24 protein-coding genes are annotated in these 25,498 nt (G+C 60.7%); 17 read left to right on the top strand and 7 right to left on the bottom strand.

The annotated features are described in order from the left end of the window. Positions 1-13: 13 nt before the first annotated feature. Positions 14-634 carry a PAS domain-containing protein gene (locus BUA42_RS06345; protein WP_178346865.1) on the bottom strand — a complete coding sequence of 207 codons (621 nt, stop codon included), beginning with the start codon at positions 632-634 and terminating at the stop codon, positions 14-16. A 149-nt stretch (positions 635-783) separates the two neighbouring features. Here BUA42_RS06345 and BUA42_RS06340 point away from each other — a divergent pair, with 149 nt between their 5' ends. The 6 genes from BUA42_RS06340 to tsf all read left to right on the top strand — a co-directional run bounded on the left by BUA42_RS06340 (position 784) and on the right by tsf (position 6,229). Further along, complete coding sequence (locus tag BUA42_RS06340) at positions 784-1,662, top strand: YicC/YloC family endoribonuclease (protein ID WP_245818966.1); 879 nt, start codon at positions 784-786, stop codon at positions 1,660-1,662. Positions 1,663-1,665: 3 nt separating this feature from the next. Further along, entirely contained in the window at positions 1,666-2,307 is a 642-nt protein-coding gene (gmk, locus tag BUA42_RS06335) for a guanylate kinase (protein WP_072776886.1), read from the top strand. Continuing rightward, positions 2,304-2,825, top strand: coding sequence for a gamma carbonic anhydrase family protein (locus tag BUA42_RS06330; RefSeq protein WP_072776885.1), 522 nt, complete (start codon positions 2,304-2,306; stop codon positions 2,823-2,825). Before gmk ends, BUA42_RS06330 begins: the two co-directional genes overlap by 4 nt. A gap of 92 nt (positions 2,826-2,917) precedes the next feature. Further along, positions 2,918-4,219, top strand: a complete 1,302-nt coding sequence (locus tag BUA42_RS06325) for a HupE/UreJ family protein (RefSeq protein WP_072776884.1) — start codon at positions 2,918-2,920, stop codon at positions 4,217-4,219. Between the two features lie 218 nt (positions 4,220-4,437). Then, positions 4,438-5,280, top strand: coding sequence for a 30S ribosomal protein S2 (gene rpsB, locus BUA42_RS06320; RefSeq protein ID WP_072776883.1), 843 nt, complete (start codon positions 4,438-4,440; stop codon positions 5,278-5,280). Positions 5,281-5,353: 73 nt separating this feature from the next. Next, positions 5,354-6,229: a translation elongation factor Ts gene (gene tsf, locus BUA42_RS06315; protein ID WP_072776882.1), complete on the top strand. Its 876-nt coding sequence runs from the start codon at positions 5,354-5,356 to the stop codon at positions 6,227-6,229. 312 nt (positions 6,230-6,541) lie between these two features. Here the strand turns inward: tsf and BUA42_RS06310 are convergent, their stop codons facing one another. Both BUA42_RS06310 and BUA42_RS06305 read right to left on the bottom strand, forming a co-directional pair. Next, entirely contained in the window at positions 6,542-7,303 is a 762-nt protein-coding gene (locus BUA42_RS06310) for a LuxR family transcriptional regulator (protein WP_072776881.1), read from the bottom strand. 301 nt (positions 7,304-7,604) lie between these two features. Beyond that, complete coding sequence (locus BUA42_RS06305; RefSeq protein WP_072777442.1) at positions 7,605-8,828, bottom strand: acyl-CoA dehydrogenase; 1,224 nt, start codon at positions 8,826-8,828, stop codon at positions 7,605-7,607. A gap of 399 nt (positions 8,829-9,227) precedes the next feature. Between BUA42_RS06305 and BUA42_RS06300 the strand changes: the two genes are divergently transcribed. From BUA42_RS06300 to phoB, 6 genes are all read left to right on the top strand, one after another. Beyond that, complete coding sequence (locus tag BUA42_RS06300; RefSeq protein WP_072776880.1) at positions 9,228-10,265, top strand: substrate-binding domain-containing protein; 1,038 nt, start codon at positions 9,228-9,230, stop codon at positions 10,263-10,265. 84 nt (positions 10,266-10,349) lie between these two features. Further along, the gene (pstC, locus tag BUA42_RS06295) at positions 10,350-11,822 is read left to right on the top strand and encodes a phosphate ABC transporter permease subunit PstC (protein ID WP_072776879.1); all 1,473 of its coding nucleotides are present in this window, start codon (positions 10,350-10,352) and stop codon (positions 11,820-11,822) included. Continuing rightward, complete coding sequence (gene pstA, locus BUA42_RS06290) at positions 11,819-13,141, top strand: phosphate ABC transporter permease PstA (protein WP_072776878.1); 1,323 nt, start codon at positions 11,819-11,821, stop codon at positions 13,139-13,141. The genes pstC and pstA overlap by 4 nt, the downstream gene beginning before the upstream one ends. Positions 13,142-13,156: 15 nt before the next feature. Continuing rightward, positions 13,157-13,954, top strand: coding sequence for a phosphate ABC transporter ATP-binding protein PstB (gene pstB, locus BUA42_RS06285; RefSeq protein ID WP_072776877.1), 798 nt, complete (start codon positions 13,157-13,159; stop codon positions 13,952-13,954). 4 nt (positions 13,955-13,958) lie between these two features. Further along, positions 13,959-14,690 carry a phosphate signaling complex protein PhoU gene (gene phoU, locus BUA42_RS06280; RefSeq protein WP_072776876.1) on the top strand — a complete coding sequence of 244 codons (732 nt, stop codon included), beginning with the start codon at positions 13,959-13,961 and terminating at the stop codon, positions 14,688-14,690. A 3-nt stretch (positions 14,691-14,693) separates the two neighbouring features. After that, positions 14,694-15,383: a phosphate regulon transcriptional regulator PhoB gene (gene phoB / locus BUA42_RS06275; protein ID WP_072776875.1), complete on the top strand. Its 690-nt coding sequence runs from the start codon at positions 14,694-14,696 to the stop codon at positions 15,381-15,383. Positions 15,384-15,426: 43 nt separating this feature from the next. Here phoB and BUA42_RS06270 read toward each other — a convergent pair whose 3' ends face one another. Together BUA42_RS06270 and BUA42_RS06265 are read right to left on the bottom strand one after the other, a co-directional pair. Next, positions 15,427-16,467 (bottom strand): ATP-binding protein, encoded by a 1,041-nt coding sequence (locus BUA42_RS06270; RefSeq protein ID WP_072776874.1) that lies wholly within the window; start codon positions 16,465-16,467, stop codon positions 15,427-15,429. Continuing rightward, complete coding sequence (locus tag BUA42_RS06265) at positions 16,464-17,645, bottom strand: trans-sulfuration enzyme family protein (RefSeq protein ID WP_072777441.1); 1,182 nt, start codon at positions 17,643-17,645, stop codon at positions 16,464-16,466. Before BUA42_RS06265 ends, BUA42_RS06270 begins: the two co-directional genes overlap by 4 nt. Before the next feature lie 143 nt (positions 17,646-17,788). Between BUA42_RS06265 and BUA42_RS06260 the strand changes: the two genes are divergently transcribed. The 4 genes from BUA42_RS06260 (at position 17,789) to BUA42_RS06245 (ending at position 21,372) form a co-directional block, all read left to right on the top strand. Beyond that, positions 17,789-18,682, top strand: a complete 894-nt coding sequence (locus BUA42_RS06260; protein ID WP_072776873.1) for a PfkB family carbohydrate kinase — start codon at positions 17,789-17,791, stop codon at positions 18,680-18,682. After that, positions 18,679-19,596 carry a pseudouridine-5'-phosphate glycosidase gene (locus BUA42_RS06255; protein WP_072776872.1) on the top strand — a complete coding sequence of 306 codons (918 nt, stop codon included), beginning with the start codon at positions 18,679-18,681 and terminating at the stop codon, positions 19,594-19,596. Before BUA42_RS06260 ends, BUA42_RS06255 begins: the two co-directional genes overlap by 4 nt. 81 nt (positions 19,597-19,677) lie before the next feature. Continuing rightward, a complete protein-coding gene (locus BUA42_RS06250; RefSeq protein WP_072776871.1) occupies positions 19,678-20,358 on the top strand; it encodes a DUF502 domain-containing protein in 681 nt (226 codons plus the stop codon). A gap of 96 nt (positions 20,359-20,454) precedes the next feature. After that, on the top strand, positions 20,455-21,372 hold the full coding sequence (locus BUA42_RS06245; protein WP_072776870.1) for a calcium/sodium antiporter: 918 nt from the start codon (positions 20,455-20,457) through the stop codon (positions 21,370-21,372). Here BUA42_RS06245 and BUA42_RS06240 read toward each other — a convergent pair. Continuing rightward, positions 21,356-22,387: a patatin-like phospholipase family protein gene (locus BUA42_RS06240; RefSeq protein WP_072776869.1), complete on the bottom strand. Its 1,032-nt coding sequence runs from the start codon at positions 22,385-22,387 to the stop codon at positions 21,356-21,358. The two genes, BUA42_RS06245 and BUA42_RS06240, sit on opposite strands and share 17 nt — an antisense overlap. An 80-nt stretch (positions 22,388-22,467) precedes the next feature. Further along, positions 22,468-23,241, bottom strand: a complete 774-nt coding sequence (locus BUA42_RS06235; RefSeq protein WP_072777440.1) for a 3-hydroxybutyrate dehydrogenase — start codon at positions 23,239-23,241, stop codon at positions 22,468-22,470. Positions 23,242-23,677: 436 nt separating this feature from the next. Between BUA42_RS06235 and BUA42_RS06230 the strand changes: the two genes are divergently transcribed. Beyond that, a complete protein-coding gene (locus BUA42_RS06230) occupies positions 23,678-25,495 on the top strand; it encodes an extracellular solute-binding protein (RefSeq protein WP_072776868.1) in 1,818 nt (605 codons plus the stop codon). The last annotated feature ends 3 nt before the right edge of the window (positions 25,496-25,498 follow it).

The following is a 25,498-nucleotide window of genomic DNA, read 5'->3' as shown; positions in this document are numbered from 1 at the left end:
CTTCGGTCCGCCCTTATGCGTTTGAAACCACCAGTCGCAGATGGCCGCGCGAAATGCCGGGTCGTGAGGCCTGTGGCGCAGTCTCGCGCACCGGCTCTGTCTGCGCATCTTCTATCGTGAACCGCCGTGGCGACGAACCGATCCGACCGACCGTCACGAAGGTCCCCATCATCCGGGTCACACGGCCCTGATCATCGGTCAAAGGATAAAGACGCAATTGCGCGGACAAAGGCGGCTGACCGAACTTGACGTCGCCCGTCAATCCAAGTGTGACAATCGCCGGATCATCGAAAACATGTGCCACGCGATCCGTGAATTTCGCGCGGTCTTTCGGGGCGATCATGACGGCCAAGGGCATGCCAGCGACCTCCATATCCGCAACCGCGATCAAGGCCCCGCCCGCAACACGCACCCGCGCGTGCCCTTCGGACAAACGTTCGCCGACAAAGGCGTATTCCAACGCGTCCTGTATAACGCTTGGGTCGATGGCCGACCGCTTCGCCACACCGCGTCCCGCCGCAAGCTGATGCCAGTAGCGGTCGACGGCCTGCACAGCGCGTTCCTGATGTTGCGTCAGAACTGTTTCCAGCAGCGGATTGCCGAACATATCGCACCCCCATGTGATCTCACCCACCTCGGTATCGCACGAAACCCGCGCAACTTGATCTGAATTCTTAACAATTGGTTAACCGCTTTGCCGCGTTAGAGCGGCTTGCATCGCTTGGCGCCACAGCGTACCGAACGGACAAACCGACCATCGCGGGAGAGGCTATGCGGAATTCCATGACAGGCTTTGCATCGGGGCAGGGCGAGGCACTGGGCCTTGGATGGTCATGGGATCTGCGCAGCGTGAACGCCCGTGGGCTCGACATTCGCGTCCGCGTTCCGGATTGGATCGAGGGGCTCGATCAGGCCCTGCGAGCGTTGCTGACCAAGCGGCTGTCCCGGGGAAGCGTCACCGTTTCATTGCGGCTCAACGGCAATGGCACTGACGCCGTTCAGGATCTGAACGAGGCACAGTTGGAGCGTGTTCTGAGCGCGATGGCCCGGATCGAGGAAGACGCGATGGCGCGCGGTCTCAGCCTGACGGCGTCGAGCGCTGCGGATCTGATGAGCTTGCGCGGCGTACTCGATACCCCGCATCAACAGGCTGACCCGGCTGAGGTGCGCGCGTATCTGCTGCAAGACTTCGTTCCCGTTCTGGAAAGCTTTCTCGCGTCGCGTCAAAGCGAAGGTGCCGCCTTGACCGACGTGCTGCGCAATCAGGTTGCGCAGGTTGCCGATCTGGTCACGCAGGCCGACGCGATGGCGGATGCGCGCAAGGCGGAACAGCAGGACCGTCTGCGCGCCGCACTGGCGCGCGTGCTGGACGGTCAGGACAGCGTCGACGAGCAGCGCATCGCGCAGGAACTCGCACTCATCGCGGTCAAGGCGGACGTGACCGAGGAACTGGACCGCCTTCGCGCGCATGTGGATGCCGCACACGCGCTTCTTGACGCGGACGGAGCGGTGGGGCGCAAGCTCGATTTCCTGATGCAGGAGTTCAACCGAGAAGCGAACACGCTCTGTTCAAAAGCGCAGTCCGCGCCTCTGACCGCCATCGGGCTTGAGTTGAAGTCCGTCATCGATCAGATGCGGGAACAGGTCCAGAATGTGGAGTAACCCATGAGCACGCGTCGCGGCCTTCTCATCATCCTCTCGTCTCCGTCGGGCGCGGGCAAAACCACGCTGTCGCGACAACTGCTCGCCTGGGATCCGTCGCTCAGGTTTTCGGTCTCTGCGACCACGCGTGCCCCTCGTCCGGGCGAAGTGGATGGAAAACACTATCATTTCCTGAGCGAGGACGCGTTCAAGCGCGAAGTGGCCCAAGACGGCATGCTGGAGCACGCGCATGTGTTCGGGCATTTCTACGGAAGCCCGCGCAAACCGGTGGAAGAGGCAATCGAGGACGGGCGTGATGTTCTGTTTGACATTGATTGGCAGGGTGCGCAGCAGATCGTGAACTCGGCCCTCGGACCAAACACGCTGTCGATCTTCATCCTACCGCCCTCCATCGCCGAATTGCGCCGCAGGTTGGAATCCCGCGGTCAGGACAGTGCCGAGACCATCGGAAAGCGGATGCTGAAAAGCTGGGACGAGATCAGCCACTGGGGCAGCTATGATTTCGTGCTGGTCAACGATGATCTCGACCGGACGTTCGAGGATCTGAAAACCATCGTGACAGCAACCCGTCTCCGCCGACTTCAGCAACCGGGACTGGTCAATCATGTGCGCAAACTACAGCAGGAATTCGAGGATTTGAGATGACGCTTTACGCTTTGGATGGCGTGTCTCCGCAGGTGGCGGATGACACATGGATCGCCGATGATGCCAATCTGATCGGTGATGTCGTCATCGAAGACGGGGCCAGTGTCTGGTTCTGCGCCACCCTGCGCGGTGATAACGAACGGATCACCTTGGGCCAGGGATCGAACATTCAGGAAAACTGCGTTCTGCACACCGATATGGGCTATCCGCTTGTCATTGGTGAGAATTGTACGATCGGTCACAAGGTGATGCTGCACGGCTGCACCATTGGAAACAACACGCTGATCGGCATGGGCGCAATCATCCTGAACGGCGCGAGAATCGGTGACAACTGCCTCATCGGGGCAGGGGCCTTGATCACCGAGGGCAAGGAAATCCCGGACGGATCGCTGGTCATGGGGGCTCCGGGCAAGGTTGTCCGCGAATTGGATGCCGCCGCCATCGAGGGGCTGCGCAAAAGCGCGACCGGGTATCAAGAGAAAATGCGGCGCTACCAGACTGGGCTCACTGCGCTCTAACCCCGGCTTTTTCAACGAAAAGAAGAGTTTGCGCTTGAAGCCTCTTTCAATTGAGCCAGAGTAACCGGAATCGGTGTAAAGAGGATTGCAGAATGAAACTGCTATGGGCTGTCATCGCATGTCTTGCTTGGGTCACGAGCGTTGTGGCCCACGAGGTGCGCCCCGCTATTGCGGACTTTGAGGTTACGGATGGCACGCTGTCCCTGACAATCACACTCAACGGCGAAGCGCTGGCAGGTGAAGTCAGCCTCGATGGCATCACCAACACCGATGAACTTGACGCATCCGACGATGTTGATCGCCTTCGCGCCTTGGAACCGGAAGCATTGCAGGCTGAACTTCAGCCAAAAATGCCCGCCTTCGCCGAGAGCCTCGATGTGACGTCAGGCGATACGGCTGTGGCGCTGCAGGTGACTGACGTCACGGTGGACGAGGTTGGCAATACCGAATTGCCACGCGACACGGTGATTTCCCTGACCGGGGCAATCCCGTCGGGCGCTCAATCACTAAGCCTGACCTGGCCCGCAGCATACGGTGCACTCGTCCTGCGCCAGCAAGGCGTTGAAGAGCCGTATACCGGCTATCTGGAAGGCGGTCAGAGCAGCGGTGAGATCGCGCTCGGTGGCGGCGATGAAGCCAGCGGCTGGCAGACCTTTGCCACGTACATTCCGGTTGGGTTCGATCATATTCTGCCCAAAGGTCTGGATCACATTCTTTTCGTGCTGGGCCTCTTCTTCCTGTCCACGCGGTTCACGCCGCTTTTGTGGCAGGTCACATCCTTCACGCTGGCTCATACCGTGACACTGGCGATGGCCGTGCTCGGGATTGTCTCGGTGCCCGGCAGCATCGTAGAGCCATTGATCGCGGCTTCCATTGTTTACGTTGCGGTGGAAAACATCGTGTCCGACAAGCTGCACCGCTGGCGACCATTCGTGATCTTCGGCTTCGGCCTTTTGCACGGCTTGGGGTTCGCGTCGGTTCTGGGCGAATTCGGCCTTCCCGACGGCCAAGTGGTTCCGGCGCTGATCGGCTTCAACATCGGCGTGGAACTGGGCCAGCTGACGGTGATCGCGATTGCGTTCATCCTCGTGTGGTACGCACTTCGGGTGGACCGTGGCGAGGCAGACGTACGACCGGCTCAGGTTCTTTACGGCGTCCTTGCTGTTGTCTTTACGGGCCTCGGCATCGCAATGAACACCGACGGCTTCCAGGAGGTCATGGGCGCGTCCGCCATGGTGTTCTTCTGGCCACTGGCTGCTTTGTCGGTGCTCTGCGCCGTATCGGCAACGCTGGTCGATCAACTTGAAGCATACCGCCGCTACGTCGCCATCCCCGCCAGCGCGTCCATCGCGTTGGTTGGTGCGTATTGGTTCGTGGAGCGGGTGTTTCTCTGAGTATCCAATCCCTATCGGGAAGGCTTGAAGACGCGCCGCCGAAACCGCTTTGCAAGGCTTCTCGAAAAGCCTTGCACCCTGTTCGTGCTCTCGCTATACGCGCGCCACTGACACCGCAGGCGGGGTCGGGCCTTTGGGGGAGACATCCCCAAATGTCCACCGGTTGGCCATCTGGCTGATACCCCCGCTGAGGATTGAAACCGGAAAGGATACAACACATGGCTCTTCCAGAGTTCACCATGCGTCAGCTGCTTGAAGCTGGCGTTCACTTCGGCCACCAGACGCAGCGTTGGAACCCCCGCATGGGCGAGTTCATCTATGGCGCGCGCAATGGCATCCACATCATGGACCTGACGCAGACCGTTCCGATGCTCGACGCGGCATTGAACGTGATCCGCGAGACCGTCGCCAAGAACGGCCGCATCCTGTTCGTCGGCACCAAGCGCCAGGCGCAGCAGCCGATCGCCGAAGCCGCTGAGAAATGCGCGCAATACTACATGAACCATCGCTGGCTCGGAGGCACGCTAACCAACTGGCAGACCGTGTCGCAGTCGATCAACCGTCTGAAGAGCATCGATGAGCAGATGGAAGGCGGGGCAGAGGGCCTGACCAAGAAAGAGCGTCTGGGCATGGAGCGTGAGCAGGGCAAACTGCAAGCTTCGCTCGGTGGTATCCGCGAAATGGGAGGTGTCCCGGACCTTCTCTTCGTCATCGACGTCAAGAAAGAAGCGCTGGCCGTGGCCGAAGCCAACAAGCTGGGCATCCCGGTTGTGGCTGTCGTCGACACCAACTGCTCGCCCGATGGCGTGGACTACATCATTCCGGGCAACGACGACGCGGCACGTGCGATCAGCCTCTACTGTGATCTCGCAGCCCGTGCAGCTCTGGACGGCATGACCGCACAGATGGGCGCTGCCGGCGTTGACCTCGGCGCTCTCGAAGAAGCACCGGTCGAAGAAGCGGTGTCCGAGATGCCCGTCGGCGGCGCATCGGACGAAGCGGTCCATGACGACACGATGTCCAAGGACGCACCGCTCGAGCTTGAGAACAAGGAAGGCTGAGCCTTCGTTTGAACATGATGCGCGGCGTACCTATGTGCCGCGCAACCCGAACTGAATTTGAGGAGAGCCGAAAATGGCGATCACAGCAGCACAGGTAAAAGAACTGCGCGAGATGACCGGCGCGGGCATGATGGATGCCAAGAAAGCGCTGGTGGAAACCGATGGCGACATGGACGGAGCCGTCGATTGGCTGCGCACCAAGGGTCTGGCCAAGGCCGCGAAGAAGTCCGACCGCACTGCGGCAGAGGGCCTTGTGGCCGTCGTCGTGGAAGGCAACAAGGGCGTCGCGGTCGAAGTGAACTCCGAGACCGATTTCGTCGGCAAGAACGCCGAATTCCAGACCATGGTCGCGGGTATCGCAAAGCTGGCGATGAATGCGTCGGACGTGGCCTCGCTTCTGACCTCCGACATGGGCGGCAAGACGGTTCAGGATGTTCTGACCGACAAGATCGCCACCATCGGCGAGAACATGTCCGTACGCCGTATGGCAACGATCGAAGGCACGCAGGTCGTGTCCTACGTGCACAACGCGGCAGCGGATGACATGGGCAAGATCGGCGTGCTGGTCGCGCTGTCCGGCGACAACGAATCCTTCGGCAAGCAGGTCGCGATGCACATCGCCGCCGTGAACCCGGCATCGTTGTCTGCGGATGACCTCGATCCGGCCGTCATCGACAAAGAACGCCAGATCCAGATCGAGATCGCGCGCGAGTCGGGCAAGCCCGAGCAGGTGATCGAAAAGATGATCGAAGGCCGCATGAAGAAGTACCTCAGCGAAGTGACGCTGTTGGGTCAGTCCTTCGTCATCAACCCCGACCTGACCGTCGAAGCGGCGGCCAAGGAAGCGGGTGTCGATATCACCGGATTTGTGCGTCTTGAGGTCGGCGAAGGCATCGAGAAGAAGGAAGAAGACTTCGCTGCTGAAGTGGCGAAAGCCGTTCAGGGCTAAGTCATCCCCGACGAGACATGAAGGCGGCGCTGTCGGAATAGACAGCGCCGCTTTTTTTCGAACACCCGTCGCGCCATTGGGGTGGCTGCGACGGATCGTGGATCGGGATGAAACTCAGCCGGGACAGGCACACCATCTCCGAACACACAGTGCTCTTTGAGTGAGACCCGCAGAGCCTATACAATACGCGCGGATGCGGGCCTCGTGTTCCTAGGCTGTAATTGCCACCACTCACGGAACAACTTCAGATTGCCAGTTAACGCAACGTCAAGAAAGTCCGGATTTCCTGACCAAAGCAACTTTTTTCGGGTTTCAGGCGTCGCTGACGAACATTTGGTTCTGTAACGCGGCTTTCAGCACGGCCTGCGCCGTGGTGTCGACGTTCAGCGCCTGTCGCGCCAAACGCAAATGCTTTTCAACCGTTGCAGGTGTGAGCCCCATGATCGTGGCGATGTCCTGCATCGTTTTCCCGCCGCCGACCCATTCCAAAGCTTCACGCTGGCGCTTGGTGAGCGCCTGATTTGGGGGCGTATAGGGCAGGGTGAGGATCTTCAGATGCACGATGTTGTTCATCAGCTGAATGAGTTCGCCCGATCTTTCCCAAACCGCATCCACATCCGCCTGCGACATGCCCGGTTCCGCAATCAACGCGACGGCCCCCTTGGCGCGGTCCGACAGGCTGCGGAAGCTGATCGAGTATCCCGCTGTAATTCCATGTTTTGCATTGAACGCAAGGATGCGCCGCTCTGCATCGGTCACAGTGCCGCTTTCCATCATCATCTGCAGAACAGTCCAGCTTGCCGCGCCGTCGTTCTCAAGCGCCCATTGCACCATCGGCGCTTGGCGGTAGAGACCATCATTGACGAAATGCGTGACGTAATCGGATTCGATATTCGACAGGATGATGAAATCGTTCGGATCACCGAGCGAGGTCGCGGTGCGGAAACGCGTGAATCCGTAGAGCAACCGGTCAAACCCGAAATTCGCCATACGCCGACAATGCAGGTCCCACAGCGTCTCAATGCTGTTGGCGTGGGTCAAATCCAAAAGGGCCGCGTTTTGTACAGGCGTCATCGTGACCAAGACATCAAAGCTACAACTTTTTTTAGTGCGCGCGGCTTCGCTTTGTCTAGCGCGCCGGACGTTGTTTAACACTAATGGGTTACGTCCGACGTAGCTACGCTTTCCTACGGCACATGCAGGATTAGACGTTCCTTGTCCAAGACCGACTGCGAAAGCCCTAAATGCTGTTCGCAGTAGCAAGTTTATATTACATAATACTGATTATAAGAATAATATACGCGGGAAGCGTAGGCACTTCTCTTGTGAAATCAGCGGCCTGTGACACGTTGTTTACTTAGCGCTGTCTTGGAGATCAGAAGAACGCCTGAAGCCCTGTTTGCGCGCGTCCCAGGATCAAGGCGTGTACGTCATGCGTCCCTTCGTAGGTGTTCACCGTTTCTAGGTTCGCCATATGGCGCATCACCTGGAACTCGGCCGAGATCCCGTTCCCGCCGTGCATGTCTCGGGAAAGTCTTGCGATATCAAGTGCTTTTCCACAGTTGTTACGCTTAACCATCGAGATCATTTCCGGTGCGGCCTTGGCGTCGTCCATCAGGCGGCCCACTTGCAAGGACGCTTGAAGGCCCAAGGTGATCTCGGTCTGCATGTCCGCGAGCTTTTTCTGGAAGAGCTGCGTTTGCGCGATGGGCTTGCCGAATTGCTTGCGATCCAGCCCGTATTGCCGTGCTGCGTGCCAGCAGAACTCAGCGGCACCCATGACGCCCCAGCTGATGCCGTAACGCGCGCGGTTTAAACATCCAAACGGCCCTTTAAGCCCTTGAACATGCGGCAACAAAGCATCTTCGCCAACGTCGACCCCGTCCATGACGATCTCGCCGGTCACAGACGCGCGCAGCGACAGCTTGTTGCCGACTTTTGGTGCGCTCAGACCCGTCATGCCTTTCTCAAGCACAAACCCGCGGATCTTCCCGTCATGCGCGTCCGACTTGGCCCAGACGACGAAGACGTCGGCAATCGGGCTGTTCGAGATCCACATCTTCGATCCAGTGATCCGGTAGCCGCTCTCTGTTTTCTCGGCGCGTGTCTTCATCCCGGCGGGATCCGAACCTGCATCCGGTTCTGTGAGGCCGAAGCAGCCGATGAACGCGCCGCTTGCCAGTTTCGGGAGGTATTTCTGCCGCTGCTCTTCGGTTCCGTAGGCATAGATCGGGTACATGACGAGGCTAGATTGCACACTCATCATGGACCTGTAGCCGCTATCGACGCGCTCGATCTCGCGCGCGACAAGGCCGTAAGACACATAGGAGGCCCCTAGCCCGCCATACTCCTCGGGAATGGTGATCCCGAGAAGACCCATTTCACCCATTTCGCGAAAGATTTCGGGCTCTACGGTTTCACTGTTGTACGCTTCGATCACCCGGGGTTGCAGTTTTTCCTGCGCATAGGCGCGCGCGCTGTCGGCCATCATGCGCTCGTCTTCGGTCAGTTGATCGGCAAGACGCAGCGGGTCGTCCCAGGAAAACGACCCAAGATCAGGGGCGTCTTTGGCTTTCAAGGCAGGTTTCGGCGGGGTCATCTCGTTCATGGCAGGCTCCCAAATCTCGGCCTTTGAACGATAGCTTGTCGTCCTGCATCTTCAAACTCGATTCCGCAAGCCACGCTGAGGCACCTCCACATCAAAGCGACTCGCAAGATCGCGCGTGGACCGTCGTGGAAGGCCGCAAGCGGCTAATTTCGCCGAATGGACTTACGTCTTGCTGTCCCGCTGTCCGGCGTGACGTTTGGTCAATTCACTTGGGAAAGTCATGTAAAATCAGGCACCTGCAGGCAGCACTCAAATTTCTTCAATGCACGCGGGCCTGCGTCATAAAACTGTTACGCAACTGTCACAAAAGCATGGTCAACCGCGACTAGATCCGGCGCCAACGGTCATCAGGGGGATGGCCGAGAGATTCCAAACCAAGGAGCTGACTTCATGTCCGTGAAACTCTCTGTGTCCGCTGCTGCCATCGCAGCAGTTTCAGCAACATCTGCCATGGCGCGTGACAACGTCCAGATCGCCGGGTCGTCAACGGTCCTTCCCTATGCGTCCATCGTGGCCGAGGCTTTCGGTGAGAACACCGATTTCCCGACCCCGGTTGTTGAGTCCGGTGGCTCTTCCGCGGGCCTCAAGCGGTTTTGCGAAGGCGTTGGCGAAAACACCATCGATATCGCAAACGCATCCCGCGCAATGCGCGAGCGCGAAATTGCCGCCTGCGCCGAAAACGGCGTGACGGACATCATCGAAGTCCGCATCGGCTATGACGGCATCGTCTTTGCCTCGCAGCATTCCGGCCCGGCCTTCAACGCGTTCGTTCCGGCAGACATCTACAACGCCATTGGCGCGCAGGTCATGAAAGACGGTGCCCTGGTCGAGAACACCTACGAGACATGGGCCGAGTTCAACGCTGACCTGCCCGACGCGGAAATCGCGATGTTCATCCCGGGCACCAAGCACGGCACACGCGAAGTCTTCGAAGAACAGGTTCTGCTCGCCGGGTGCGAAGCCACCGGCGCCATGGAAGCGATGATCGCAGGCGGCATGTCCGAGGATGACGTAGAGGATGCGTGCCTCGACGTCCGGCAGGACGGCAAGTCCGTCGACATCGATGGCGACTACACCGAGACCCTCGCCCGCATCGACGCCAACACCAACGGCATCGGCGTGTTTGGCCTCGCCTTTTACGAGAACAATACCGACACGCTGAAGGTCGCGACCATGTCGGGCGTCGCCCCGTCGACCGAAACCATTGCCGCCGGTGAATATCCGGTCTCCCGCCCGCTCTTCTTCTATATCAAGAAAGCGCATATCGGCGTGATCCCGGGCCTCAAGGAGTTCGCCCAATTCTTCGTCTCCGACGATCTTGCTGACCCGTCCGGCCCGCTGGCGCAATACGGTCTGGTGTCCGATCCGGAACTGGCCAAGACACAGCAGATGGTCGCTGACGAAAAGGTCATGGGCGCCGACATGTAATCGTCCCTGCCCGACCAGACAGGAGGCGGCATATTTCGTCGCCTCCTTTTCCTTTTAGGTGATTAAACGTTTCTTGGGGGCTTCATGCCACTTTTCTGGCTCTTCCTGATCGTTCTGGCGATAGCCGCAGGGGCATATCTGCTCGCTCGGTCGCGGGTGTTGTCGATGGCTGGCGACGATCGCCGGGCACTGCATTCGCTGCCGTCCTACTACGGAAGCAACGCCGCGATGAAGTCGGCGGTCCCTGCCCTGCTGCTTCTCGTCGCCTGGCTCCTCGCGCAGCCGTTCATCGTCGATAACGCCGTTTCGTCGTTGATCCCCGACGCGGCGATTGCAGACAATTCGTCGCGCGCGCTGGTGATGGCCGAGGTGCGCCGGACGGCGGACGGGCTCGACATGGCCGTCGCGTCGGGCGGCCTGACCGAGGCGCTCGCGCGCAGCGAAGGGCTTGATCTGGACGTGGCCACATCCAGCCTGCAAGAGGCCGGAGCTATCGTTACTTCGCAGCTCACAGAGCCGGTGCTGGCCGCCGCACAGCAGTTTCGTGCGTTGAATACCATTGGCGCGCGTTGGATGTCGGTCGCGGTGATTATCGTTGCCTTGATCGGGGCCACATGGGGCATTCGCGAAGCATCGCCGGCGTTCCGCGCCCGCAACACTGTGGAACGAGGCGTGCGCGCCCTGCTCATCGCCGCCGCGTCCATCGCCATCCTGACCACGCTCGGCATCGTGCTGTCGCTGGTCTTCAACACCATTGAGTTCTTCCGCCTCTACCCCGCGTCCGAATTCTTCTTCGGTCTCAGCTGGGCTCCCAGCTTTTCGGGGCGCGGCGGCGCGTCCGACCTCGGGATCCTCCCGCTGCTGTGGGGCACGTTCTACATCTCGATCGTGGCGCTTCTTGTCGCCGTCCCGGTTGGTCTCTTCGCGGCGATCTACCTGTCCGAATACGCAAGCCCGAAGGTGCGCGCCATCGCCAAGCCGCTGTTGGAGGTGCTCGCAGGCATCCCGACCATCGTTTACGGCCTCTTCGCCCTTCTGACCGTCGGACCGCTTCTGGTCCGCGTCTTCGGCGACGATGGCCTAGGCTGGATGCAGGCCGGAACCGCGGTGATGACTGCGGGGCTTGTCATGGGCATCATGCTCATCCCCTTCGTATCTTCGCTGTCGGACGACATCATCAACGCCGTACCGCAAGCGATGAGAGACGGGTCATACGGGCTTGGCGCAACACAATCCGAGACGATCCGCCAGGTCGTGCTGCCCGCCGCCCTGCCCGGCATTGTCGGTGCGATCCTGCTCGCCGCCTCGCGGGCCATCGGCGAAACGATGATTGTCGTCCTGGGGGCCGGGGCCGCCGCGCGGCTGTCACTCAACCCGTTCGAAGCGATGACCACCGTGACCGCCAAAATCGTGTCGCAACTGACCGGAGACGCGGATTTCGCCTCACCCGAGGCGCTGGTGGCCTTCGCCCTTGGCATGACGCTTTTCGTCATCACGCTCGGGCTCAACATCTTCGCGCTCTATATCGTGCGCAAATATCGGGAGCAGTACGAATGACCGATGTCAGCATGGAAAGCGCCGCACCTCGCGGCACCCTCACCACTGTCGATGCCCGCACGAAAAAGCGCAACGCCGCCGAAAAACGGTTCCGCGCTTACGGGCTGACGGCCATCGTCATCGGGCTCTTCTTCCTTGTGGTTCTCGCGGTGTCGATTATCCGCTCCGGCCTGCCCGCATTCACCCAGACGGTTGTCGAGGTTGAGTTCACCCTGACGCAGGAGCAGTTTGATGAAGCCGAAAGTCAGCTCCTGAAAACAAAGGCTTACGAGAACATCTTCATCGCAGCCCTGCAAAGCCAGCTTGAGCAGCGCGGTCTGAATGTGGCTTTCGACGCCGCCGCCATTGAACGCCTCCTGGGCAAGACCGGTGGGACGATCCGCGAGTATTTCCGCGCCAATCCTGATCGGATCGGCACCCCTGTGAGTTTCGAACTGGCCGCATCTTCCCGTGTGGACGGCTATTTCAAAGGCCGCGTGACCCGCGACAGCGTTGTCGACAGTCGCTTTCTCATGGTGACCGACCTCGATCTGGTGGACGCGCTTTACGATGCCGGGATCATCAAAAGCGCGTTCAACTGGAACTTCATTACGGGAGCGGATACCGGCGTCGACAACCCGGGCGGTGCCGGGATCGGTGTGGCGGTGATCGGGTCGTTCTTCATGATGCTTGTGGTGCTCGTCCTGTCCTTGCCCATCGGCGTTGCCGCGTCGATCTATCTGGAAGAGTTTGCACCCAAGAACTGGTTCACCGACCTGATCGAGGTGAATATCTCCAACCTCGCCGCCGTGCCGTCCATCGTCTTCGGTATCCTGGGCCTCGCTGTCTTCATCCAGTTCATGCACCTTCCGCAATCCGCGCCGCTGGTGGGTGGTCTCGTTCTGACATTGATGACACTGCCCACGATCATCATCTCGACCCGCGCGTCGCTCAAGGCGGTTCCACCGTCGATCCGCGAAGCCGCGCTTGGCGTCGGAGCCTCCAAGATGCAGACAGTGTTCCACCATGTCCTGCCGTTGGCGGCTCCGGGTATCCTGACGGGCACCATCATCGGCCTGGCGCAAGCCTTGGGCGAAACAGCGCCGCTTCTGCTGATCGGTATGGTGGGTTATATCGCCCGCGCCTATCCCGAAGGTGTGGTCTCGGGTTTCATCGATCCGAATTCCGCCATGCCTGCCCAGATCTATACCTGGGCAGCGCGTGCTGATGCGGGGTTCTACGAAAAAGCCTGGGGCGGGATCATCATTCTTCTGCTGTTCCTCCTCACCATGAATCTCATCGCAATCATTCTGCGCCGCCGTTTCGAGCGCCGCTGGTAATCAGGACACGGTCCCATGTACGATGCACCATCCACGACGAAGGAGGCGGTAGTGACAGACGTCAAAATTCAAGCCAATGACGTACAGGTCTACTACGCCGACAACCACGCCATCAAAGACGTCTCAGTTGCGATTCAGGACAAGACCGTTACCGCCTTCATCGGCCCGTCGGGCTGCGGCAAGTCCACTTTTCTGCGCTGTCTGAACCGCATGAACGATACGATCGACATCTGCCGAGTTCATGGCAAGATCGAGATCGATGGCGAAGACATCTACGACAAGCGTGTCGATCCGGTGCAACTGCGCGCCAAGGTCGGCATGGTGTTCCAGAAGCCGAACCCGTTCCCTAAGTCGATCTACGACAACATCGCTTACGGTCCGCGCATCCACGGTATGGCAAGAAACAAGGCCGAACTGGACGAGATTGTCGAACGCGCCCTACGCCGCGGCGCGATCTGGGATGAAGTCAAAGATCGCTTGAATGCGCCCGGCACGGGTCTTTCGGGTGGTCAGCAACAGCGCTTGTGCATCGCGCGTGCCGTGGCGACGGAACCTGAAGTGCTGTTGATGGACGAACCCTGCTCCGCACTTGACCCTATCGCGACCGCGCAAGTCGAGGAACTGATCGACGAACTGCGCCAGAACTACGCCGTGGTCATCGTCACACATTCGATGCAGCAGGCCGCGCGCGTCAGCCAGCGCACCGCGTTCTTCCATCTCGGGCATCTGGTCGAATACGACGACACGTCGAAAATCTTTACCAATCCCGAAGACAGTCGCACTGAAAGCTACATCACCGGACGGATCGGATAAGCCGATGAACCAGGAACACATCTCAAGCGCTTTCGACCGTGATCTCGAAGGCATCCAGGCCCGCATCATGAAAATGGGCGGCCTAGTGGAACAGGCCATCCTCGACGCCGCGCAGGCGCTCGAAACCCGTGATCAAGAACTCGCCGAACAGGTCCGTAAAGGCGACCGCGCCATCGACGATCTGGAAGAGCTTCTGAACGAAGAAGCCGCCCGCGTCATTGCCTTGCGTGCCCCCACGGCCATTGACCTCCGGGTGATCCTGTCCGTCATGCGGATCAGCGCCAACCTCGAACGCATCGGCGATCTGGCCAAGAACCTTGCCAAGCGCAACGCGGTGCTAATGACCATGCCGCAGATCAACGGCTCTGCGTCCCAGCTGCGCCGCATGTCGCGCGATGTGCAGAAGATGCTCAAGGACGCGCTCGACAGCTACATTCAACGCGACGAGGGCTTGGCCCGCGACGTGATCGCGCGCGATGTGGACATCGACCAGATGTACAACACGCTCTTCCGCGAATTTCTCACCTTCATGCTGGAAGACCCGCGCAACATCACCCCGTGTATGCATTACCACTTCATCGCCAAGAACATCGAACGGATGGGCGATCACGTCACGTCGATTGCCGAACAGGTGGTGTTCCTCGTCACCGGCGAAAAACCCGGAGAGCCGCGCCCGAAAGAGGACGTGACCTCGTCCGACGCCGATCTGTCGCAACGCATGGAACTGGGGGACTAAACCGTGACCGCCGGGCAGCCCACCGTCCTTGTCGTCGAAGATGAACCGGCACAGCGCGAGGTTCTGGGATACAACCTCGAAGCCGAAGGATTTCGCGTGGCGAAGGCCGAGAATGGTGAAGAAGCGCTCCTCCTTGTCGATGAAGAGCAGCCCGATATCATCGTGCTTGACTGGATGTTGCCCAACGTGTCGGGCATCGAGGTGTGCCGCCAATTGAAGACGCGCTCGGACACACGCAACGTGCCGATCATCATGCTGTCGGCCAGGTCCGAAGAAGTCGATCGCGTGCGCGGGCTCGAAACTGGCGCCGACGACTATGTCATCAAGCCTTATTCGGTTGTCGAACTGATGGCGCGCGTCCGCGCCCAGTTGCGCCGTGCCCGTCCCGCGGCAGCGGGGCTCCGGCTCGAATTCGAGGACATCGTCCTCGACGCCGAGACCCATCGTGTCACGCGCGACGGACAGGAAATCAAGCTCGGGCCGACCGAGTTCCGTCTGCTCTCGACTCTGATGGAGAAACCGGGCCGTGTCTGGTCGCGCGAACAGTTGCTGGACCGCGTCTGGGGGCGGGACATCTATGTAGATACACGGACCGTTGATGTGCATGTGGGGCGGCTTCGGAAATCGCTGACCGCCACGGGCGGCACCGATCCCCTGCGCACCGTGCGTGGCGCGGGTTATGCGCTGGGGTGACTTTGCGCGGTGATGCATGACGCATCACTGGCCCGACCGCACCCTATCCGTCGACCGGCAAAATCACCGTAAAAGTCGTGCCAACACCAACACGGCTGTCGATCTGCAGGCGTCCCCGGTGCCGGTTGATGATGTGTTTGACAATCGCGAGCCCCAGTCCCGTGCCACCGAGTTCGCGGGACCGGTGGCTGTCCACGCGGTAGAACCGTTCCGTCAGACGGGGCAGATGCACAGGGTCAATGCCCGGCCCGGTATCATGCACGTCGATCCGCACCCCCTGCCCGCGCAGCCGGCTCTCGAAGCTCGGTTCCGACAGGCTGATCCGTACCGTCGCGCCCGTGCCAGAGTATTTGATCGCGTTCTCGACGAGGTTGGTCAGCACCTGTCGCAACTGATCCGCATCCCCCGGAACCGACACCGGAGTCTCGGGCAATTGCACGGAGAGGACGATGCCTGCATCGGCAGCAAGAGGGGCGAGGCTATGCTCTGTCTGACGGACCAGCGAGGCAAGATCGACGCTGTCGCGCGGCCGCACGCGTTCGTCCGCTTCCACCCGACTGAGCGAAAGAAGGTCCGACACAAGCCGGTTCATCCGTCCGGCTTCTGTGGCCATGATCCCCAGAAACCGCTCCTGCGCTTGCGGATCGTTCCGGGCGGAGCCTTGCAGCGTTTCGATGAAACCAAGCAGCGCCGTCAGTGGCGTGCGCAGTTCATGGCTGACATTCGCCACGAAGTCGCGCCTCATCTGACCCGCTTGTTCGACGGGCGTGATGTCCTCGAAAGACACCATGACGCCGCGCCCGCCTTGCATGTCGACCGCGCCGCAGGTCACCCGATATGTGACGTCATGCTGACCGTCATTGGTCAGGTATCGTGTTTCGCGCCGCGTCCCGTCGCGTTGCACCTGTTCGATGGTTTCCAGCAGAACAGGTTGTCGCAGCGCGGTGATGAAATGACGCCCTTCCGCGTTCAGGCCCAAGATTTTCTCTGCCGCCGCGTTCACTGCGAAAACCCGGTCATCGGGCGCAATGAGCATCGCCGGAATGCGCAACGCCGCCAGGATATCGCGCGGCGTCGCGGTCATCGTGACTTGGACACCGCTGCAAGCCCCGCATCAAACGCCGCGATCAAGGCGTCCGGATCCTCAAGACCCACGGACACGCGGAAGAACCCCTCGCTGATGCCCAATGCCGCGCGGCCCTCTGGCGTCAAGGCGCGGTGGGACGAACTCGCCGGATGGGACAACGTCGTGCCCACATCGCCAAGTGTCGGGGCAAAAGCGATCTGGTCCGCGCCCGCGGTGAACGCGTTCGCCGCAGCGCGTCCACCTTCGAGCTCGAAACTCACCATGTTGCAACCGTGCCCATGCAACAGGCTTTGCGTGCGTGGATAGTCCGGATGATCGGTCCGTGTCGGGAAAAGCACGCGCGTCACGCCGGGCTGTTTGGCGAGGTGATCCGCCAGCCGCGCGGCGGTTGCCTCGGCGCGGTCGAACCGCAGGTCAAAGGACATCAGGCCACGTTCCGCCAGCCAACAATCGAACGGGCTTGGAGTCATCCCGGTCGTCACCGCAAAATCGTAGATTGCCTTGGCATGGGCTTCGTCGCGCGCCGCGACCCAACCCAAAGTGACATCCGAATGCCCGGCAAGCAGCTTTGTGACCGAGTGCAAAACCACATCTGCGCCAAGCGCAAAGGGCTGCACCGCGCGCGGCGTCGTGAAGGTGTTGTCCACGACCAGAAGCACACCCCTCTCCCGGCAGAGCTCGGCAATACCGACCACATCCGCGATGCGCAGGGTTGGGTTGGACACCACTTCGATCAGGACGAGCCGGGTGTTCGGCCGCAACGCACCGGCCATCGCATCAACGTCTGTCGGATCGGCCAGCGAGGTCTCTATACCCAACCGCGGAAGATCGTCCCGCATCATGCGCAGCGACCGCCCGTAAAGCTGGTCACCGCCCACCACGTGATCCCCTGACTTGCACAGTCCCAGCAGCACGGCAGTCACCGCCGCCATACCCGACCCGACCGTGATCCCCGGCAGCGGCGCGCTCTCCAACGCATCGATACGGCGCGCCAGCACGTCGGCATTCGGATGTCCCTCACGCGCGTACGTATAGCCTTTGGCGCGACCCTCATATTGATCATCCAGACGATCCGGCGTCTCGCTTGCGTAAACCACGGAGGGCATAAGCGGAGTGACAACGGGGGTGGACGCGCTGTCTGGCATTCCATGCGGGCGCATCAGCGTGCGTTTCATCAACGGCGTTCCCTTTCGAACATTTTGCTGCAGCATGTTCGACACGGGGTGCCACAAAGCCCCGGCGGCAACAATGGGGGACGTCCCGCAACGTCCGAAGATCTCGCGCTTGCACCCGGCGGCGCGGCGCGCCATGACGGGGTATGTCTGTTCGCCCTGATATCCTCTGCATCGGCTCCGTTCTCTGGGACGTGATCGGCCGATCCGACCGGCATATGAAGCAGGGCAGCGACGTGCCCGGTCACATCACCCGGCTTCCGGGCGGCGTCGCCCTGAATATCGCCATGACACTCGCCCGCTTTGACTTGCGCCCTGCTCTTCTGAGCATCGTTGGCCGTGACCCCGAAGGCGAAGAGCTGGTGGCGGCCTGTGAGCATCTGGGCCTTCTGACGGAGCACCTTTACCGGTCGGACGACCTTCCAACCGATCAATACATGGCCGTGGAAGGCGCCAACGGTCTCATCGCAGCCATCGCCGATGCGCATTCGCTGGAACAGTCAGGTGACAAGATCTTGCGCCCGCTGATCGAAGGTCCGTTGGGGTTTGCCGATGCGCCCTTTGACGGTCCCATCGCGCTTGACGGCAACCTCACCGAAGGCCTGCTCGACCAAATCGCGCGCCATCCGGCCTTTGCTGCGGCAGATCTGCGCATCGCTCCCGCGTCGCCCGGCAAGGCCGAACGGCTCTTGCCGTTTCTGCGCGCAGGACGCGGTGTTCTCTATGTCAACCTCGAAGAGGCCGGTCTGCTCTGCCAGACCGAATTCGAAGACGCCCCACAAGCCGGCGCAACCCTGATCGAACGCGGCGCGGCGCGGGCGATTGTCACCGACGGCGCGAATGTCACCTGCGATGCAAGCAGCGACGGCACTCTCGCCGAACGCCCGCCCGAGGTCATGGTGACTCGCGTCACAGGGGCCGGAGACACGTTCATGGCTGCCCATATCGCGTCAGAGCTGCGCGGCGCGGATCGCGAAACGGCGCTTCACCGCGCCCTGTCCACAGCCGCCGCATACGTGGCCGGAGGACCGGGCGCATGACCACCCTGCCCCTTGATATCGCGTCACCGGTTCAAACCGCTCTCGATGAAGGGCGCGCTGTCGTCGCGCTCGAATCGACGATCATAACCCACGGCATGCCTTGGCCTCAGAACCTTGAAACCGCCCGCGCGATTGAATCCGCCGTACGCGATGCTGGGGCCGAACCAGCCACGATTGCCGTCCTCAAGGGCCGGCTGTGCGTGGGTCTCAGCGAAGCACAGCTGCACGATCTTGCCCAGGCCAAACATGTGGCCAAGCTCAGCCGCGCGGACATGGCGGTCTGTATCGCCAAGGGCGAAACCGGCGCCACCACGGTCGCAGCAACAATGACCGGGGCACAACTCGCGGGCATCGCCGTCTTTGCGACCGGGGGGATCGGCGGCGTGCACAAGGGTGCCGATCAAAGCTTTGACATCTCGGCGGATCTGCAGGAACTCGCCCAAACCCGCGTGACGGTGGTCTGCGCCGGGGCCAAGGCCATCCTCGATCTGCCCAAGACACTTGAAGTACTGGAAACTCTGGGTGTCCCCGTCATCGCCTACGGTCAGGACCACCTGCCCGCCTTCTGGTCGCGCCGATCCGCGCTCAAGGCGCCCCTGCGCTTGGACACCGCGACCGACATCGCGCGGTCGCACGCCATGCGCGCCGCTTTGGGCCTGCCGGGCGGGCAGCTGGTGACCAATCCCATTCCGGAAATCGCTGAAATCCCGCAATCCGAGATCGATCCGATCATCGCCCGCGCCACATGCGATGCCGAGGCACACGGGATCGCGGGCAAAGCGCTCACCCCCTACCTGTTGCAGCGCATTTTCGAACTGACCGAGGGCCGCTCGCTCGATGCCAATATCGCACTGGTGCTCAACAATGCCCGGTTGGCCGCCGAAATTGCACAGGAACTGACGCGCTTGCGCTGATTTCCGTGTCCTGAAAGTCACCGGCCATTGTATGGCGCGACCGGACTCCCTAGTTTTCAAGGGAACAGTGACGGAACCTCCATGACCACCCCATTCGACCCCAACCCTCGCAAACCGGGCTTGTTTTCCAGTTTGCGCGCAAGCTTTCTGACGGGTCTCGTGGTGATCGCCCCCGTGGGCATGACGATTTGGCTGATCTGGACACTGATTGGCTGGGTCGACGGTTTCGTCCTGCCTCTCGTTCCCGATAGATTCAATCCCGAAGAATACATCGGCATCAACCTGCGCGGCCTCGGTGTCATCATCTTTCTGCTGTTCACGATCGTCGTGGGATGGGTCGCCAAGGGCCTGATCGGTCGCTCGTTGATCCGGTTCGCCGAAAGCCTCGTGGAACGCATGCCGGTCATCCGCTCGATCTATAGCGGTGTAAAGCAGATCGCCGAAACCATCTTCGCGCAGTCCGAACGCAACTTCGAGAAGGCCTGCCTGATCCAGTATCCCCGCAAAGGCATCTGGGCGATCGGCTTCATCTCTACCGAGACGCGTGGCGAAGTTGCGATGAAGGCCGAAACCATGGGGCCACTGATTTCCGTCTTTGTCCCGACCACGCCGAACCCGACCTCCGGTTTCCTGCTTTTCTTCCCGCAGGAAGACATCATCGAACTGGACATGACCATCGAAGACGCGGCGAAGCTGGTGATCTCGGCAGGCCTCGTCTATCCAAATGCCAAGGATCCGACGCAACCCGCGAAGGCCGCGTAATAAATCCCTGACACTATCTTGAAGCGGAACACGGCGCTGTCCATGTGACGCTCAGGTCGCGCCGCAGTTTCGCGGTGGTGACTTGGGGATACATCTTTGGACATCATACTGGTGGCCTTCGGGCTTGCTGCGTTGCTGATCGGCGGCGATCAACTGGTGCGCGGCGCAGTGGGCGTGGCGAAACGTTTCGGCGTGTCGCCCTTGGTCATCGGCCTCACGCTGGTCGGTTTTGGCACCTCAGCGCCCGAACTGGTGACCTCGCTCAGCGCGGCCTTGTCCGGCGTCCCCGGCATCGCCATCGGTAACGTCGTCGGCAGCAACACCGCCAACATCCTGCTCATCCTTGGCGTTGCAGCGCTCATCCATCCTGTGACGGCCAACATGTCCGCCGTCTCGCGCGATCTGTTCTGGGTGGGGGGCACGGCCCTTCTCGTTGCCCTTCTCGCAGTTTTGGGCGAGGTCGGAAATTCGCTCGGCATGGTCTTGCTGGCACTGCTGGGCGTCTACCTCTGGCAGGCTTTCCGCGCTGCGGAACCTCCAAGCGAAGACCTGTCCATCCCGGCAGATCCGTTTTCCAACGCGGCCATACGATTTGTGATCGGCCTCGCACTGACCATCGGCGGAGCCATCGCGCTCGTCGATGGCGCAACCGGCATCGCACGCGGATACGGTGTTCCGGAAACGGTCATCGGTCTGACCCTCGTCGCGGTGGGCACGTCCCTGCCCGAACTGGCCACGACGGCCATGGCCGCACGACGGGGGCAATCCGACGTCGCCCTGGGCAATATCCTTGGCTCGGGCATCTTCAACATTCTGGGCATCCTCGGCACGACAGCGATTGTCGTTCCTCTGCCGATCGAACCATCGATGAGCCGCGACATCTGGGTGATGCTGGCAGCGACCGGCCTTCTTCTGGCGTTGCTCTACACAAGAGCACGGATCAGCCGTGCGTCCGGAGCCGGATTCCTGCTGCTCTACGCGGGGTACATGGCCTATCTCAGCCAAACATTTTAGTCAGATCGACGGTCTGGCGCTTACCCAAATCCTTGTGGTGATGCGCCAGAAAATCCCCGGCGGCGCGACGGCCGGCGTCCTTGAGACGGGCAATCACCGCCGGGACCGCGATCAGCTTTGTGGCCACCGACAGGTCATTCATCAGCGCGTCGTCGGCCACCATATGCACACGCACGTTCTTCATCGCGCCCTTCTTGATCGATCCCTCCGCCAACAGGCGCTGCACGAATTCGATCGCCCGCAATTCGCGCAGCAAGGAGGAATTGAAACTGATCTCGTTGATCCGGTTCTGGATCTCGTTCGGCATCACCGGCACCGAGTCCCGCTCCAGCGGATTGATGTTCACGATCAGAACGTCATCCGGCAGTTTTGGATCGAACAGCGGGAAAAGCGCCGGGTTTCCGGTATAGCCGCCATCCCAGAACGCCTCGACCGTCCCGGTCCGCGGGTCTTCAACCTCAACCGCCTGAAAGAGTGTCGGCAGACAGGCCGACGCAAGGATCGACTTCGTGGTGATGGCATCGCCCGAAAAGATACTGACCTTGCCGTCCCGCACCTGGGTGGCGCAGACGAAAAGCTCGGGCCCCTCGCGCGCGCAGACGCGACCGAAGTCGAACTGATCGACGATCTTCTCCAACGGGTTTTCGTAAAGCGGCCCCCAGGCATACGGCGACAGCATCCGTCCCAGCGTATCCCCAAGCATATAGGCGGGCGAAAACTCGATGGATTTGCTGACGATGGCGGGTTCGGGCATCCACGCCTGCATCCAGCGCGGCAGAGCCAGATCGTCCAGCTTTGCCACCTGCGTCCAGAGCCAGTCCAGGTTTTCCCGCGCGCCCTCGCGCCCACCAGTCAGCCAGCCGGACTTGAGCGCCGCCCCGTTCAGGGCACCGGCGGACGTGCCGGAAATCGCGGCAACCTCGATGTCATCCTCTTCCAGAAGCCGGTCCAGCACACCCCAGGTGAACGCGCCATGCGCTCCGCCGCCTTGCAGTGCAAGATTGATCTTTACCACAACACGTCTCGCTTCTCTGGTTCACAAATATCTCGGGGTGAGGCCGCAGGCCGAGGGGCAGCACCCCTCTCAGACGTCGATCACAACGCCGTCCAGCCGCCATCGACGGAAATCGTCGTCCCGGTGATCTGATCCGCCGCTGGCGAGCACAGGAACACCGTCGTTCCGCCAATCTGCTCTACCGTGGCAAACTCCTTTGACGGCTGACGTTCGAGGATCACCTTCTGCTTGGCCTCTTCCTCGGTCATGTCGTATTTCTTCGCCGTGTCCGGGATTTGCGCCTCCACCAAGGGCGTCAGGACATAGCCCGGACAAATCGCATTGGCGGTGATCGGCTCTTTCGCCGTCTCCAAAGCCACGGTCTTGGACAGCCCCACAATCCCGTGCTTGGCCGCGATATAGGCCGATTTGTAGGGTGAGGCTGTGAGCCCGTGCGCGCTCGCGATGTTCACCACGCGCCCCCATCCTGCTTTACGCATCATCGGCAACGCCGCCGCCGTTGTGTGAAACGCGGACGACAGGTTGATCGCGATGATCGCGTCCCACTTCTCGGTCGGGAACTCCTCGATGGGCGCCACGTGCTGAATGCCCGCGTTGTTCACGAGGATATCGCAGGCCCCCGCTTTCTCGATCAGCGCCCGGCACTGATCCGGCTTCGACATGTCCGCCTGAATGTAGCGCGCCGTGACGCCATGCTCCTTGCCGATCTCGGCAGCGAGGTCATGGTCTTCCTTGTTATCCGTGAACGAGTTGATAACGACATCCGCCCCGGCACGCGCGAGTTCCCGCGCAACGCCAAGTCCGATGCCCGAATTCGATCCGGTGATCACGGCGATTTTTCCCTTCAGCGACATGATCGCTCCTTCCTTCGTCATTTGCTTGTGCAGCACGCTAGATGCTGCGCCTGCATAATGCAAAGGGGAGATCGCGACGAACTCCGCGCATGCGAATCGATGGAGGTGGGGTTCCGAATCGGGACGTCGCGCTCGCGACGCGCCGATGACGCCGCCATTATCCGCATCCACGCTCGCGACACAGCGCGCCTTATTACAAAGGCACCTTGTGCATAACCCTGTGTATGAAGCGGCAAAAAAATGGCAGAAAAAAACCCCGGCACGAAGCCGGGGTTAAGTTATTGAGGCAGGTTTCATACAGGCAAGAAACCTATCGAGCAGTGACTCCTTTATAAGCAATGTTTCGCAGCGCTCCAAGCTAAAAGTTTGAAAAGGCACAAAAGCCTCGCTACCGTCGGCGACAATAAAACAAGGGCAGACAGGGATTGTTGCGAAAATGCGATCGGATTATTTCTCACTTAAGGGCTTGAGTTCCGCGATCAGTGCCCTTGCCGTCAGCGCTCAGATCGGAGCGGCTGAACCGCAGCATGGCATAGCTATGTACGGCGACCCGCAGCTTCCACCGGATTTTGTGTCCCTGCCCTACGCCAATCCCGATGCGCCCACTGGCGGCCGCATCGTCACCGGAGAGGTCGGCGGCTTCGACAGCCTCAATCCACATATCCCCAAAGGCTCCGTTCCGTGGCAGCTTCGTTTCCTCGCGTATGAAAGCCTGATGGGCCGAAACTACGACGAACCCTTCGCGCTTTACGGCCTTCTCGCCGAATCGATTGAAGTCGGGCCGGACCGCGATTGGGCCGAATTTGTCCTCCGGGAAGAAGCCCGCTTCTCCGACGGCAGCTCGGTCACCGTCGAAGACGTCATGTGGTCCTACGAAACACTCGGCACGGTCGGCCATCCCCGCTACCACGGTATGTGGGACAAGATCGCGTCGGTGGAACAGACCGGCGAGCGCAGCATTCGGTTCACCTTTAGCGAAGAAGACCGAGAGCTTGCCCTGCTCGTCGGCATGCGCCCGATCCTTCAGAAAGCGCAATGGGAGGGCAAGGATTTCGCCGAGTCCGGCGTCACGGAAATTCCGATCAGCAGCGCCGAATACGTGATCGACGATTTCGAACCCGGCCGCTTCGTGAGCCTGCGCCGCAACCCCGACTACTGGGGCAAGGATGTGCCCTTCATGCGCGGTCAGGGCAATCTTGACGAGATCCGCATGGAGTTCTTCGGTGACGGCACCGCCATGTTCGAAGCCTTCAAGGCCGGGGTCCTGAATTCGAACCGGGAATTCAACGCGGACGATTGGGACAATCGATACGATTTCCCCGCCATCGACTCGGGCGACGTGGTGAAATCGGTGCTGCCCCACGAACGCCCTTCGGGCATCACCGGATTTGTCATGAATACCCGAAACGAGGCGTTCAGCGACTGGCGCGTGCGCGACGCCATGCTGCACGCGTTCAACTTCGAGTTCATCAACGAAACCATGACCGGTTCGAAACAACCGCGCATCACGTCTTACTACTCGAACTCGGTTCTCGGCATGCGTGACGGTCCCGCAGAAGGCCGCGTGCGCGAATTGCTCGAACCCTTTGCCGATGAACTGCTTCCCGGCGCGCTTGACGGCTATGAACTTCCGGTTAGCGACGGCACAGAACGCAACCGCGCGAACATCCGGCAGGCCATCGCCCTGATGGAAGAGGCCGGATACACGATCACCGACGGTCAGATGATGACACCCGAAGGAGAGCCGTTCACGTTCGAGATCGTGCTCAGCCAAGGCAGTGCCGAAAACGAGGCGATCATCGACCTTTTCACCCAGTCGCTCGAACGCATGGGCATTTCGCCCACCGTCACCACCATCGACAGCGCCCAGTACAAGGAACGGACGAACAATTACGATTTCGATATGACCTATTACCGGCGTGGTCTGTCTCTTAGCCCCGGCAATGAACAGATGCTGTATTGGGGCTGTGATGGCGTCGAGGCACCGGGCACCCGGAACTGGATGGGGATGTGCTCACCCGCCGCCGAGGCGATGATCGACACGATCCTCAATTCCCGCAGCCGCGAGGAATTCCTGGCCGCCACCCGTGCACTGGACCGTGTCCTGACAACCGGCCGCTACGTGATCCCGATTTACCAGTGGAACATCAGCCGCGTCGCCCACGTAAAAGAACTCAAATACCCCGAAGAGCTGCCGATTTACGGCGACTGGATCGGCTGGCAGCCGGATGTGTGGTGGTGGGAAGAGGAATGATCT

Source organism: Marivita hallyeonensis, from assembly GCF_900129875.1.
Classification (GTDB): domain Bacteria; phylum Pseudomonadota; class Alphaproteobacteria; order Rhodobacterales; family Rhodobacteraceae; genus Marivita; species Marivita hallyeonensis.
Note: the sequence above shows the minus strand (reverse complement) of the source record. Positions and strands in the feature narration are given on the sequence as shown.